Origin of the sequence: Paenalicyclobacillus macrosporangiidus (genome assembly GCF_900116805.1) — a bacterium.
Classification (GTDB): Bacteria; Bacillota; Bacilli; order Alicyclobacillales; family Alicyclobacillaceae; genus Alicyclobacillus_H; species Alicyclobacillus_H macrosporangiidus.
Genome location: NZ_FPBV01000005.1, coordinates 163,863 through 176,883, shown reverse-complemented (window position 1 = coordinate 176,883; position 13,021 = coordinate 163,863). Strand labels below are relative to the sequence as shown.

At 65.6% G+C, this 13,021-nt stretch carries 11 protein-coding genes; 2 read left to right on the top strand and 9 right to left on the bottom strand.

From position 1 onward, the window contains the following. The first annotated feature begins 932 nt into the window (after nt 1–932). Together BM357_RS06390 and BM357_RS06385 are read left to right on the top strand one after the other, a co-directional pair. Complete coding sequence (locus BM357_RS06390; RefSeq protein ID WP_074950743.1) at nt 933–2,345, top strand: MFS transporter; 1,413 nt, start codon at nt 933–935, stop codon at nt 2,343–2,345. Further along, nucleotides 2,320–3,177 (top strand): ArsR/SmtB family transcription factor, encoded by an 858-nt coding sequence (locus BM357_RS06385; protein ID WP_074950741.1) that lies wholly within the window; start codon nt 2,320–2,322, stop codon nt 3,175–3,177. The genes BM357_RS06390 and BM357_RS06385 overlap by 26 nt, the downstream gene beginning before the upstream one ends. Nucleotides 3,178–3,210: 33 nt before the next feature. On the opposite strand, the gene BM357_RS06380 is transcribed toward BM357_RS06385, so the two are convergent. The 9 genes from BM357_RS06380 to BM357_RS06340 form a co-directional block, all read right to left on the bottom strand. Beyond that, on the bottom strand, nt 3,211–4,035 hold the full coding sequence (locus tag BM357_RS06380; protein WP_074950739.1) for a flagellar hook-basal body protein: 825 nt from the start codon (nt 4,033–4,035) through the stop codon (nt 3,211–3,213). Between the two features lie 37 nt (nt 4,036–4,072). After that, nucleotides 4,073–5,314, bottom strand: coding sequence for a flagellar hook-basal body protein (locus BM357_RS06375; RefSeq protein WP_074950737.1), 1,242 nt, complete (start codon nt 5,312–5,314; stop codon nt 4,073–4,075). A 36-nt stretch (nt 5,315–5,350) separates the two neighbouring features. Beyond that, nucleotides 5,351–6,391, bottom strand: coding sequence for a rod shape-determining protein (gene mreB / locus BM357_RS06370; protein WP_074950735.1), 1,041 nt, complete (start codon nt 6,389–6,391; stop codon nt 5,351–5,353). A gap of 176 nt (nt 6,392–6,567) precedes the next feature. Further along, a complete protein-coding gene (spoIIID, locus tag BM357_RS06365; RefSeq protein WP_074950733.1) occupies nt 6,568–6,888 on the bottom strand; it encodes a sporulation transcriptional regulator SpoIIID in 321 nt (106 codons plus the stop codon). A gap of 240 nt (nt 6,889–7,128) precedes the next feature. After that, entirely contained in the window at nt 7,129–7,851 is a 723-nt protein-coding gene (locus BM357_RS06360; RefSeq protein ID WP_074950731.1) for a M23 family metallopeptidase, read from the bottom strand. A gap of 123 nt (nt 7,852–7,974) precedes the next feature. Next, complete coding sequence (locus tag BM357_RS06355; protein WP_083430243.1) at nt 7,975–9,348, bottom strand: SpoIID/LytB domain-containing protein; 1,374 nt, start codon at nt 9,346–9,348, stop codon at nt 7,975–7,977. A 204-nt stretch (nt 9,349–9,552) separates the two neighbouring features. Then, entirely contained in the window at nt 9,553–9,861 is a 309-nt protein-coding gene (locus BM357_RS06350; protein ID WP_074950729.1) for a hypothetical protein, read from the bottom strand. A 579-nt stretch (nt 9,862–10,440) separates the two neighbouring features. Then, the gene (gene murA / locus BM357_RS06345; protein WP_074950727.1) at nt 10,441–11,709 is read right to left on the bottom strand and encodes a UDP-N-acetylglucosamine 1-carboxyvinyltransferase; all 1,269 of its coding nucleotides are present in this window, start codon (nt 11,707–11,709) and stop codon (nt 10,441–10,443) included. Between the two features lie 87 nt (nt 11,710–11,796). Beyond that, entirely contained in the window at nt 11,797–12,846 is a 1,050-nt protein-coding gene (locus tag BM357_RS06340; RefSeq protein WP_074950725.1) for a YwmB family TATA-box binding protein, read from the bottom strand. Nucleotides 12,847–13,021: the final 175 nt, after the last annotated feature.

The window sequence follows — 13,021 nt, the reverse complement described above, 5'->3', positions numbered from 1 at the left end:
GCCCCACCATTCGATCCGCGCCGCGGCTGCCTCCCCGCCACGGCTGCCCCTCCGTTATCCGATTTTGCGGCTTAACTTGTCGGGTTAGGCGGCTTCAACGGCCACACAGGCCCGGTGAGAGCAAGATTTTCGGATTAATTGCGGCACTCCACAGACAGCACGCGGCGCTTTTCTACGAAAATCCGGGTTACATCCTCGCTCAAGCACGGCTGACCGCCGCTGACCCCGGGGTTTTTATACGAAAACCCGGCTTACGTCGCGACCGACTGCGGCCCGGGTGGTAGTGGCGGTCGAACGCAGTTCGGTCGGCGGGCCCGCCAGGGCCCGTCTTCCTATCTTCCTCCCTGGCACAACTCTCGTGCCGATCGCCACCACCACGCCAATCCCACCGTAGCGGACCCGCCATTCGCGTCGTTTCATTGACACTGGCCGCCTCTCCGCTATCCGATTTTGCGGTTTAAGTTGCCGGGTTGGGCGGCTCCAGCGACCACACAGGCCCGGTGAGAGCAAGATTTTCGGATTAAGTGCGGCACTCCACAGACGGCACGCGGCGCTTTTCTACGAAAATCCGGGTTACATCCTCGCTCCGGCGCGGGTGCTAGCCGTTAACCCCGGGGTTTTTATACGAAAACCTGGCTTACGTCGCGGACGGACTAAGGCCCGGGCAACAAGAGCGGTCGAGCACAGTTCGGTCGGCGGGCCCGCCAGGGCCCGCTTTCCTATCTCCCTCCCTGTCATAGCCCCCGGCTCCGCACCGCCATCACTCCAATCCCACCACTCCACCCCTCCGCGCCCCGCTCACTCCAGCGGTGCACACCGAAGGCTCGGGCACGAAATGGAAGGTGTTGCATTCCCGCTCGAACCTCAGTAAACTGGTGTCGAATCGTTAAAATAAATTTTAACGATCGACAATGACTTTGCGGGGTGCGGCCATGAACCTGATCCGCCAGAAGGAGTTCCGGAAACTGTGGCTGGCACAAGTGGTCTCGCAGTTCGGGGATGGCGTCACCGATCTCGCCATCGTCGTGCTCGTCGCGCTGGGTTCCGACCAAGCCTGGATGGTCGGATGTGTCCTGTTTGCTCAACTGTTGCCCACCTCCGTGTTGGGGCCTTTCTTCGGACCGCTGGCGGATCGGCTGCCACGGAAGCGCCTGATGGTGTGCGCCGATCTCTACCGCGTGTGCGTGGTCCTAGCGATGATCCCCGCTGCGCGGCACCCGATGGTGCTGATCGTGTTGGTGGCGCTGCACGGGTTGGGCACCGCGTTGTTCGCGCCCGCACGATCCGCGGTGATTCCTCAAGTGGTGGGTGAAGCCCACGTCGCCGAGGCTCAGGCCATCTCTCAAAGCACATGGTCCGCGATGCGCATCGCCGGACCGGCCGTCGGCGGCACGCTGCTCGCCCTCCACAACGTGCCGCTGATCTTCATCCTCGATGCCTGCACATTCGTTCTGTCGGCGGTGCTCATCGCAACCCTGCACGTGGGCAATGCGGCCGATGTCGTCGCGGCGGAGAAAGAGACGGGGAATGAGCCGGGGTATGATGCGGAGAAAGAATCGTACCTGGATGCTCTGCGATCCGGAGTCCGGCACGTGGTCCAGGTGCCCGCGCTGCGCTTTCTGCTGCTGTTGTTCATTCCGGTGACCCTGGCTGCGGGAGTTTTCAATACCACCTACAATGTGGTGCTCCTGCAAGTGTTCCAAGTGCCGAAAGTCCATTTCGGTTTGATGGAGAGTGCCTTCGCGGCCGGAACCATCGTCGGCGCCCTGTTCGCACCGGCGGTGCTGAAGCGCGTTCGTCCGAGCACCACGCTCATGGCCACCTGCGGGCTGTTGGGCATCAGCTTCATCGCGGTCCTCGCCCTCAACCAGTTGCAACTTTTCTTCGGTCTTGTACCCATCTACGCATGGGCAATGGTCACGGGCATCCTGAACGCCCTCGTCAACATTCCCGTCAGCAGCCTGTTCATCACCATCACACCCGCGGAATTCCGGGGGCGCGGTGCGGCCCTATTGCAAGCTGCGGTCAACCTGGGTTCCATGGCCGGCGTGCTGTCCGGCGGATGGCTCTCCGCGGCCTTCGGCGCGTTGACCGCGACCTCGGTCTCTGGCTTAATGTTGGTGATGACCGCCGTGACGTTCCCGTGGCTCAAGGGATACAGAGCGCTGCATGCGGTCCCAAGCCGGCAACGCAAGGACCGGCGCAGCCAGGATGATCGCGGCAAGGATGGGTATCGCCAGCGTGATCGCCGCCAGGACGGGCGCGGCAAGGATGACCCACCCATGAATTGGACGCTGTCTCAAACTGGGGAGAATGCACATGTCGAAACCGAAACCACTCCGTGACGCCGAGTTGGTCAAACTGCTGTTGGACCCGCGGCGAAGCCGAATTCTCGAATATGCCAGCCGCCCTGTCTCCGTGAACGAACTGGCTGAGAAAATCGGCGAACTCCCGTCCAGAGTGTATTACCATGTGCACAAGCTCGAGGAGGCGGGATTGCTGGAGGTGGTGGACACCCGGCAACGCGGCAACCTGATTGAGAAGTTGTACCAGTCCACCCATCCGGAGCTGGACTTTTCATTGGATCTCGCCGTGTTCGGGAACATGCCCTCGGTCACCGCGCAATTCGAGCAGATGTTGGTGCCCGGCCTTCGGTTGATAGAATACGGCGCCCGGCTGCGGGCAGAGCGCGCGAAACGGGCCCCCGCAGAGGAAGGGAACCACCCGACAAATCAAGGACGCCACCCGGCAAATGAAGAGCGGCACCCGACAAATCAAGGACGCCACCCGGACGATCCGCTCGTTCACATGACCGTCTCCTGGAACGACCTTACAGAATCCGAGTGGCGTGCGAAGACGAGAGCATTGAACGCCGTCATTGATTCCGGAAACGAGGAAGACGATGCGAAGGCCCCGCCCCTGAGCGCGCCCGGGGACACTTCCCTGAGCACGTCCGAGAACACGCCTATGAACGCATCCGGGGACCCGCGCGAGGTCACGTCCGGGGACTTGCCCCTGGACTCGCCCGCGGACGCGTCCGGCGAACCCCAGAGCCGCTTTGCCTTCATCGTGTTGAGCTACCGCCTGGAGGACGCGGAAAAGCTGGGATTCTTCAAGAAATCGAATGCCGATGAGGAGGACCCGGAAGGCGAGCGGCGGCCATCCCGGGATGAATGACGCGCGCTTGCTGTCATCAACCGCGCCCTTCCATCACGCCTTGATCCCGTTCGCGTCCTGCATCATGCGGTTGGTGACTTGAAGGGCCTCGGCGTTCAAATCGAACATCCGCTGGGCCTGAATCAAATCGGTCATCTGCTTGACCAGATCGGCGCTGCTCATCGACAACGCCCCCTGCAGAACGGTGTCCGTGCCCGCTCCGGCACCACCGGCCGCGCCAGCCGCCCCCGCGTTCACCACGCGCACGTTCGCCGCCGGGTCCGGGATGTACTCGTTGTTCCCGATCGGCACCAGGTGCTGATCCGGCAGCGACACCTCGGCCAGGGCAATCCGCTGGCCCGTCGCCCTCCCGCCGAAGCTGACGTCTCCCTGGGCGCTGACGGTGAAGCCGTCCGTCTGGCCCCCAGGGGCCTGCACCGGGCGTCCCTGCGTGTCAAGCACGGGATCACCCGTCTGCGTCGCCAGGACCACCGTCCCGTCCGGCCGGCGGCTCCAGATGAAGTTGCCCGCCCGCGTCAGGCGGGTCTGGCCATCCGGCCCCGCCACCAGGAAGAAGGCGTTGCCTTGGACGGCGAGATCGAGCGGGTTATCCGTGCGCTGCAACGGCATGCCCTCAAACCGCTTCTCCGCGCTGACGGCCAGCACCCCCGTGCCCCCCGCCCAGCCCGGCGGCGTATAGCGGCCTGCGACGCTCGGCGCGGTGGCCTGCGACGACCAGACCTGGGTGAACGTGTCCGCGAACGATCCCGCGTCCGCCGCATACCCCGGCGTATCGCTGTTGGCCACGTTTTCCGAGACCCTGTCCAACCACCGTAAACTCGCCTGCAACGCCGACAGCCCCGTCCACAGCGACTGCATAGCGACTCCTCCCTTCCGCCCGGCGGCCGCGTCCTCATCACGCGTTGACCTTGCCGACCTGCTCCACCGCCAATTGCAGCAGGCTGTCCTCCGTGCGGATGACCCGCTGGTTCGCCTCGTACTGCGCCAGCACCGCCATCATCTTCGTCATCGTGGCCGCCGCGTCGACGTTGCTCTGCTCCTCTGCACCCGGCTTGAGCGCACCCGTGCCCGGCCGCAGCAACGCCCGCACCTGAGCCGGATTCAGCGTTCCGCCGACCTCGAACTCCGTCTCGCCGAGCGGCTGCAGCTGCGTCACGTCCGCGTCCACCGTGCCGAGCCGCCCCGCAATCACGTTTCCGTTGGTGTCGATCACGCTGTACGACGCCTGCCCCTGCGCATCCACCACGGGCCCGCCGTCCGGTCCGAACAGTTCCGTCCCCGTGTAGTTCGGGTTGATGCGAATGCGCCCGTTGAGGATTGGCAGCCCGTCCGCCCCCACCGGGAGCACCGGACGCCCGGACGCGTCCACCAGGATGTTGTTCCCGTCCACGTCGAAATGGCCGTCCCGCGTCAGGACCAGGCCCTGCGCCACCTGTCCCGAGGAGAAGGCGACCGGGAAGAAGCTGTGCCAGCCCATGTCCGCTTCCGTCCCCACGCGCAGCGACGCGCCTTCCCAGCCCGGCTGGCCGGGCCGCCCGAGCACCTGCCCCGCCGCGTTTGCGAACAGGTAGGAAGGATTGCCTTGGGCATCGTAATTGGCCGTACCGTCCGCCGCGGTGAGGGCCACGCCCTGATAGGCCGGATTGCGGATAGCCATCACGCCGGGAATGGCTTGTCCATTCGCCCCGACGACCGCCAGCGGGCGCCCGTTCACCTGCAGCACGCCGCCGGCCCCCGTCGTCACCGGGCCCTGGACCGACGCCAGGCCCGGCGCACCGCCGGCACCGGCGCCGCCCCCCGGCCCCGCCGCCACCGCCGCGTACGGGCCGGCGGGGGTGGTGTCCGAGATGGCCACGTCCAATGCCCTGCCCGTCTGCACGAGATCGCCCTGGCTGAACCAGAGCACGCCCTCTTGGAACGTGACCCCCGTCGGCATCGTGCCGATGGCCGGTCCCAATGCCGGGTTGCCGCCCTGGTAGTCCATGATGTGCAGCAACTGCTCCGGAAAGCTGAGCAATTCGGCGTTTGACGCCTTAAACCCTGGGGTTTCGGTGTTGGCGAGGTTGTTGGTGAGCACCTGCTGCATCCGTTCCGCAGCCGTCATCCCGGATGCGGCCGTGGTCAGTCCTCGGATCACAGGTCATCCTCCTTCCCAGCGCGATCTCGCATCGCTTCACATCCGCTCCGCCGCGCCGCTCGGCCGCCCCGATGGTTTGGCGCTCGCCCTGAACTTCTTGTAGTACGGGCTCTCGAGCATGATGCCCGTGCCCAGGACCACGCAGTGGGTCGGATTCTCCGCGACGTGCACCGGAATCTGCAGCTCATCCATCATCAGCTTGTCCAGGCCGTCGACGAGCGCCCCGCCACCGGTGAGCACGACGCCCTTGTCGAAAATGTCGGCCGCCAGTTCCGGCGGTGTCCGCTCCAGCACCGACTTGGCCGCGGCGACAATCTGCTCCACCGGTTCCTGCAACGCTTCCCGCATCTCCTCGGCGTGCACGGTCACGGTCTTGGGGAGGCCGCTGACCATGTCGCGGCCGCGCACGTCCATCTCGCCGGTCCGGCTGTTCGGGTACACGGTGGCGAGCTCTTTCTTCAGCTCTTCCGCAGTGCGCTCACCGATGAGCAGGTTGTGCACGCGCTTGATGTATTTGACGATGGCCTCGTCGAACTTGTCCCCCGCGATGCGCAGAGAAGCGGAGGTCACCACGTCGCCGAGCGAGAGGACCGCGACGTCCGTGGTGCCTCCTCCAATGTCGACCACCATGCTGCCGCTCGGCTCGAAGATGTTCAAGCCGGCGCCGATGGCGGCCGCTTTCGGTTCTTCTATGAGATCAACGTGCTTGATGCCGCACGCCTCCGCGGCTTGCCGAACCGCCTTCTGCTCGACCGACGTGATGCCGGCGGGGACGCAGATGATGGCGCGCGGACGCATCATGACGCTGTTGCCGATGGTTTTCCGAATGAAATGGCGCAGCATGATTTCCGTCACTTCAAAGTCAGCGATGACGCCCTCGCGCAACGGGCGAATGGCGACGATGTTGCCGGGCGTGCGGCCGAGCATCTGCCTGGCCTCTTCGCCGACAGCGACCACCTGCTTCGTCGTCTGATCAATGGCGACCACTGAGGGTTCGTTGAGGACAATCCCCTGTCCCCGGACGTGGATGAGAACCGTTGCGGTGCCGAGATCGACACCGATGTCTTTGGAAAACATTTGCGGCGAGTCCTCCCCAACTGAGCGTGCATCGGAGCGTATCTGCTGCCACGGTACGGATGTCCCAGAGTTCGCGCAGGCACAAGCTGCAATGGCCTTCCACCGAGGGCGCTGAGGCGCAAGCACCCAACGCGCATGGGTGTGTCAATCACGTTTCGTCCGAATAGAGAGTGATTCTACAGACCGCTGGAAACTCCTTTTCTCGTTTGAAAGTTTTTCGACGCGGATCGCGCTTGGGCGTCGTCCGACGCCTCCTTGTTGTACTTGAGTTTCGTGGCCTCTCCTCCCCGCAGGTGCCGGATGGACTTGTGGTACTCGAGGATCTCCTTGACCCGGCCGGCCAGCTCCGGGTTGATCTCCGGCAGCCGCTCGGTCAGATCCTTGTGGACCGTGCTCTTGGACACCCCGAATTCGCGCGCGATGGTGCGAACCGTGTTGCGCGTCTCGACAATATACTCGCCGATCTTCAGCGTACGCTCCTTGATATAATCATGCACTCCCCTCGCCTCCCCAGGTTTGCTCAGATGGTCTGATACAGTATATGAGGGGGTGTACACCATATGCCTTGTGACACGCGGTTAGAGCTTGTCAGGGCTTGTTTTTGGCTATTCCCTCTCGTTTTCTCGCAAATCCTCCCCGGGAAATAAAAAGGCGGCCGCTTCCTTTGGAAGCGACCGTCACCCCGTATCGTCGCGCGTCTCGTACGTGATTGTTCCAGGAAATCTTTCAGGCGAGCCTCAGCTCTTCGGCAGCACCGTCGCCGGGTCAATCAACTGGCCATCCTTGTAGACGGCGAAGAACAGGTGGTTGCCCTGCGACTGCTCGAAGAGGCACGTGCCCGAAGTGCCGATGGCTTGTCCGGCGCGGACCGTGTCCCCGACCTTGACCTTGACGGCGGAGAGAGACTCGTAATGCTCCTCGTAGCCGCCGGGAGACGTGACCACCACCGTCAACCCTTTGAGTTGGTTGGCTTGGTTGTTGGGATCCGCGTTGACGGCGGTCACCTTGCCGTCGGCCGCGGCCAGGACCGTGAACGGCTGGCCGGAGCCCGCCTTGATGTCGACTCCCTGGTGCGGATAGTAGCCGTTGTCGTACGACACCAGCGCGGCGGCCTGCTGATCGGCCGTGCCCTTGGCCGGGTAGAAGCCCAGGGTGACCTTGGTGGCGGCGGCGGGATCGGCCGGCCATTGCCACGTCAGCGCCTGCGTGGTGGTCGTCGTGGTCTGGCCCTGCCCCTCGTTGACATCCGTGCTGGTCACCGGACTGGTGCCTGTCTGGCTCTTTACATACATGAGTCCGATGATCAGCGCTGCGGCGCCGAGGTAGATGGCCGGGTAGACCCAGCGTTTCGAGAAGACGCGGCGGGATGCAATGGGGGCGCTGCCCGGGGTCTCCGGAGCCTGGCTGCCCTTTGGATTCTCTTTGCTCAGATTCTGGTTTGGATGCTTGTTTTCATCCATGTGGCGCTCACCTCATTCACGAGTGTCGCCACATTGCCAATGTTTTATACCACGCGGCGCATGAGATTGTCAGAATCCGGGGGAGATGCTGGCCAGGGAATGGATTCCGCCGGTGCGCGCCCCTCACGAACCACCCGTGACCTCCGTGCCGGGATAGAAGGTGGACAGGATGTCCCGCCACGCCTTCCCCCGCCCGGCCATCGCCGCCGCCTCGTGCAGGCTCATGCCGATCCCGCTGCCCTCCCCCTGCACCCGCACGACGAGTTTCCCCGCCTGCGCCGACAGTTGAAAGTGGGTCGAGGCGAGCCCGAGCCGGGCGGCGAAGTCAGTCCCGGACCAGGTCCGGTCCCCGCAGGCCACGATCTTCACGTAGCCGTACGAATCCTGGGCGACCGCGCGGAACGCGGACGGGTCAGGCAGTCCTGCGGAAGGGGGCCAGTTGAGGCGACCGGCGAGATCGACGGGCGTGAACTGGAGCGTCTGCGTGACGGGATGGGCGGCGTCGTCCGGACAGGGGACGGAGGGCAGATACGGCAGCGACCGCCCGAGCGCCTGCGCGGCGTCCCGCGTCCGCCCGGCGGATTGGCCGAAGAGGAAGGCGAGGATGGGTTGGCCTTTGTAGGTCAGAATCCGGCCGTCGGTGGCCTGCACGGCCTGCTGCAGGCGGGCGCTGTACACGGGGTTGCGCGCGCCGTAGCGCTGGGCCTGGGCCTCGGCGGGGAGGAGCGGGAGATCGAGGACGGGGCTGTCGGTGAGGTCGGCGTTGTGCTGATAGGCGAACGCGGAGCCGTCCTCCGCCGGATGGGACAGCGCCCGCACCGCGTAGGTCCGGGCGGCGACAGCGGCGGCCTGGAGGGCGTCCATGGGCGCGTCGGGGCTCATCTGCGCGGCCAGGACTTCGACCAGCCAGTCGTTCAACGCCACGGGCGTCACCTGGCCGGTCTCCATGTGGTACACGCGCAGCACGGTGTGGGCGTCCCAACTGTCCACCCAGGCTTCCATCCCGAGGCCTCCCCCGCCCTTCCCGTGCACGGTCAGCGCCATCCCCGCCGGCAGGAGCACCACGGCAGCGAACGCGGCGGCGAAGGCGATCCCAGCCTTGCCCGGCCACCCCAGCGGCCCTGGGTGGAGGCGGCGGTGCACCCGGCGCCAGAGGGCGCGCGGACGCAGAAGGGCGGGCGGGTCTTGGTGCGGCCAGAGCCCGCGAAGGGCCGCCAGGAGGCGCAGACCCCCGCGCAAGGCCGGAAGGTTGCGCAGACGTGCGCCACGCCGGACCTGCAGGTTGCGCAGGCCCGCACCCCGCTGGGCGCGCTCCGGCCGTGGCTGGGACGAGGCGGCAGGGCTGTGGGGTGCGGAGCGGGATCGCGGCAGGGGAATCACCGGGGTGACCGGGCGGACTTCCCCCTTCGGCGCGGGTTCCGCCGCCTGGGGCACCTCGTCCTTCTCGCCGTTCGGCGCGGCTTGGGGTTGGGGATGGGTGTTCTCCGGATTGGGCAAGGCCTGTCCCTCCTCCGCAGGGCATCGGTTGCGGACAACCTGGGATGATGAGTATGCGCGCGGGGGCGGGATTATGAAGGAGGGATGAGAGACGCGCGGCAGCCGCGGTGCGTCGCGAGGCGGGACGGGGCGTTGCCGGGCCGCAGCCGCGGGAGAAGCCCGGGCGGGGTCCCCCGCTATGGGCGAAGGATCGCGCGGGGGACCTCAGATGATGATGGGCGGCCGGGGCCAGAGGCCGAAAATGCCGCCGTACGGGATGAACAGACCCGGAAACGGCAGGAAGAATTGCGCCTGGCGCACGTCTCCGGCCGCCAGGGGGGCGTCCCCTTCGGCGCGGATCTGCCCTTCTTCCTGCGGCGATCCGCTGGCCAGCGTCACCGGGTGGATGAGCACGATCCCGTCGTGCAACGCACGGTGCAGCAACCCGGCATGCATCCCGTAGACGGAGTGACAATGCACCCACTTGCCGACGTACGGCCTGACAATCTCTTTGTGGATGATATGCACTTCCATATCGCCGACACCCTCCGGTGGGGATTTTGGTCTCTGCCGTTACGATACGTGAACCGGGGATGCGGCTCCTGGACGTGCGCCCACCCGGGCGGTTGTCCGGGAAAAGTTGGGCCGGGAGGTGAACCCGTGGCATCCGTCAGCGCCTGAGAGCGCCTGCGGACAGACCGTCCACTGAAATCGACAGGGACCGTCACGCGGGCTGGGTACTTGGATGTCGGACAAATCCGAAACCGTAGAACCCCCACAACGATGGCGGCAGGATCGTATGCGTATAACAAGCACCGATGCAGGAACGCTCCGGTGCCGGTCAACGCCCTGGCAGCCGTGCGATTGGCCGTTCACTTCTTCCTCTGTTCTGTTTCCCCCTTACCCTTGGCAGCCGGTCCTGCGGCTGCGTCTTTTTGTGGGCGCTTTGCCAGCGAACCCAAACAGAGAGGCCCGCCGCACCCTCGCAGCGAGCCTCATTCTGTATGTACCGGACTTGGCCGGGCGGCAACACGGCCGGGGGCCCCTCGGCCCGTGACCGAGCCGCGCCCGACCCGGCCGCCCTCCGGTTACCGCTTGTCCCATCCCGGCCGGCTATTCCTCCACGCGGCGGATGCTCGCGCCGAGCGACTGGAACTTGCCGACCAGGTCTTCGTAACCCCGATCAATGTGGTGCACCCCGCTGACGGTGGTGGTGCCGTTCGCCATCAGCCCCGCGATGACGAGGGCCGCCCCCGCGCGCAGGTCGGTGGCCGTGACCTCCGCGCCCGTCAGGGCCTCGATGCCTTCAATGACCGCCGTCCGCCCCTCGATGTGGATCTCGGCGCCCATGCGCTGCAGCTCCGCCACGTGCATGAAGCGGTTCTCGAACACCGTCTCCGTCATCATGCTCGTCCCCTGGGCCGTCGTGAGCGCGGCGACCATCTGGGCCTGGAGATCCGTCGGATAAGCCGGGTAGTAGTGCGTCTTCACGTCGATGGCCCGCAGCCGCGATCCCTCGATGGGCCACACCTTGATGCCCCGCACGTCGTCCTCAAGCTGGGCGCCGGCCTCCGTCAGCTTCGCGATCAACGCCGCCAAATGCTGCGACAACGCGTTCTCCACGTAGACGCCGTTGCCCATCACCGCGCCCGCGATGAGGAACGTCCCGGCCTCGATGCGGTCCGGGATCACGCTGTGCACGGCCCCGGTCAACTCCTTCACGCCGTCGATCCGGATGGTATCCGTCCCGGCCCCGCGCACGCGGGCACCCATGGCGTTGAGGTAGTTGGCGAGATCGACATTTTCCGGCTCCTTCGCCGCGTTCTCGATGATGGTCTGGCCGTTGGCCAGACACGCCGCCATCATGATGTTTTGGGTGGCCCCGACGCTGGCGATGTCCAGGTAGATCCGCGCCCCCCGCAGACCGCCGCGGGGCGCGCGCAGATGTACGCACCCGTTCTCCATCGTCACCGAGGCCCCCATCGCCTCGAAGCCCTTGATATGTAGATCCACGGGTCGCGGGCCGATGTTGCAGCCGCCGGGCAGGGCGATGATGGCTTCGCCGAACCGGGACAGCAAAGGTCCCGCTACGACAAAAGACGCCCGCATGCGGCGAACGAGATCGTACGGAGGCTCCACGCTCCGCAGCTGCGTGGCGTCGACGCGAATGGCGTGATCGATCCAGTCCACCTTGGCCCCCAGGGCAGCGATGGTCTGGGCCATGTGCTGCACGTCGAGCAGCGACGGGACTTCTTCGATCACGCTGACTCCCCGGGACGCCAACAGGCTGGCTGCAAGGATGGGCAGCACGGCATTTTTTGCTCCGCCGATGCGAACCGTCCCCTCCAGGCGGCGGCCGCCGTCGATGATGATCTTTGCCATTGCGTCAACTCCTGTGCGCCAAACTCCGCGTCCTTCGGGTGGGAGCCACGGTACGCCGCCCCCCTTCCGGCGCACGGACGGTCGCCGTCAGTAGGGGATGGTGATGATGGGCGTACCGACCAGGACGTTGGTTCGCTCGTGGTAGGTGTCGTCATGGATGGCCACTTGCAGGTTCATGCGATGTCCATGGGTCAGGATGCCGTTCGCAACCCCGGGGGAATCGGCCGAGATGCTCATGACGCCGCCACTGGTAATTCCCTCCACTTGGTGCGCTCGGACTGCCCCTAAAGCTTCGGAGATGAGCCGCTCCTTTTGACCGCCACTCATTCTAGCATTCACGGATCCTTCGATACAACCGCTAATTTGTGGCGTAAAACCGGCGTTTGCGACGCCCTGCCGGACCTGGGCGAAGTCGGCCCGGAACCCCGTGGCGAGGCTGCCCCATGCCGCCCCGGAGGCCGGTTTGGACGTGGGTGGCGCCGCCGACGTAGGCAACGCCGCGGACGTGGGGGCCGCCGCGGACGCCACCGGAGTGACGGGCGTGGTCCAGGCCTTGTCGATGCGGACCACCAACACGGTCGTATCCGGGCCCTGGCTCGGGTGATACGAGGACGCGGTCAGAATGACGCTGGCGCCGTCGGCCCTCTCCCCATAGATTGCGCAAAACGTGTCGTTTCTTCCCGCTTGATGCACCTGCTTCGCGTTTTGGATATGGAATTCCTGCTTTAATTTGCCCAGAAGCCCTTGCAATTCCGCTTCAGACAGGAACCGCCCCTCCGACTGGCTCCAGTTGTGCACCTCGTACCCGCTCGCGCTGGCCCCCGTCGCCGCGAAGCTTTGGATCACGAGGTCCGCCGAGGCACGGGCGGAGTCCGGCGTGGTGTTCCCGACCGCGCTGATGTTCCCGACGGTACTGGTGCTTCCGGTGGCGCTGGTCTTCCCGACGGCGCTGGTGTTCCCAGGGGCGCTGGTGCGCGCCGAGGCCGTGATGGCGCGGGCCGGCGAAGGCGCTGTTGCCGACGGGCCGCTCGCCTGCACCGCCTGTGCCGAACCGGCCGCTTCAGCCGAGGCGGTGTGGGACTGCGCGATCGACACCCCCACCCCAACCACCAATGCCGCCAACAACCACCGTTTCATCGTGGACCTCCCCTTTCCGCTCCGGGTCTCTACTGGCAGTGTGGGCGGAGAGGAAAGGATTTATACCAATCGGGAAGCGGAAGTTCATAGAGTCCATAGAGACGGAGCGGCGTGCGCGCCCCGTAACAACAGAGTTGTGGTTATGGTGTGGGACGGCGGGATTGATAGCGACGGC

Bases quoted from the DNA above. Each gene is read 5' to 3' on its own strand.
- mreB (WP_074950735.1), bottom strand. From the start codon at position 6,391: ATGTTTTCCAAAGACATCGGTGTCGATCTCGGCACCGCAACGGTTCTC.
- BM357_RS06380 (WP_074950739.1), bottom strand. From the start codon at position 4,035: ATGCAGTCGCTGTGGACGGGGCTGTCGGCGTTGCAGGCGAGTTTACGG.
- murA (WP_074950727.1), bottom strand. From the start codon at position 11,709: ATGGCAAAGATCATCATCGACGGCGGCCGCCGCCTGGAGGGGACGGTT.
- BM357_RS06350 (WP_074950729.1), bottom strand. From the start codon at position 9,861: ATGGAAGTGCATATCATCCACAAAGAGATTGTCAGGCCGTACGTCGGC.
- BM357_RS06340 (WP_074950725.1), bottom strand. From the start codon at position 12,846: ATGAAACGGTGGTTGTTGGCGGCATTGGTGGTTGGGGTGGGGGTGTCG.
- BM357_RS06360 (WP_074950731.1), bottom strand. From the start codon at position 7,851: ATGGATGAAAACAAGCATCCAAACCAGAATCTGAGCAAAGAGAATCCA.
- BM357_RS06385 (WP_074950741.1), top strand. From the start codon at position 2,320: ATGTCGAAACCGAAACCACTCCGTGACGCCGAGTTGGTCAAACTGCTG.
- BM357_RS06390 (WP_074950743.1), top strand. From the start codon at position 933: ATGAACCTGATCCGCCAGAAGGAGTTCCGGAAACTGTGGCTGGCACAA.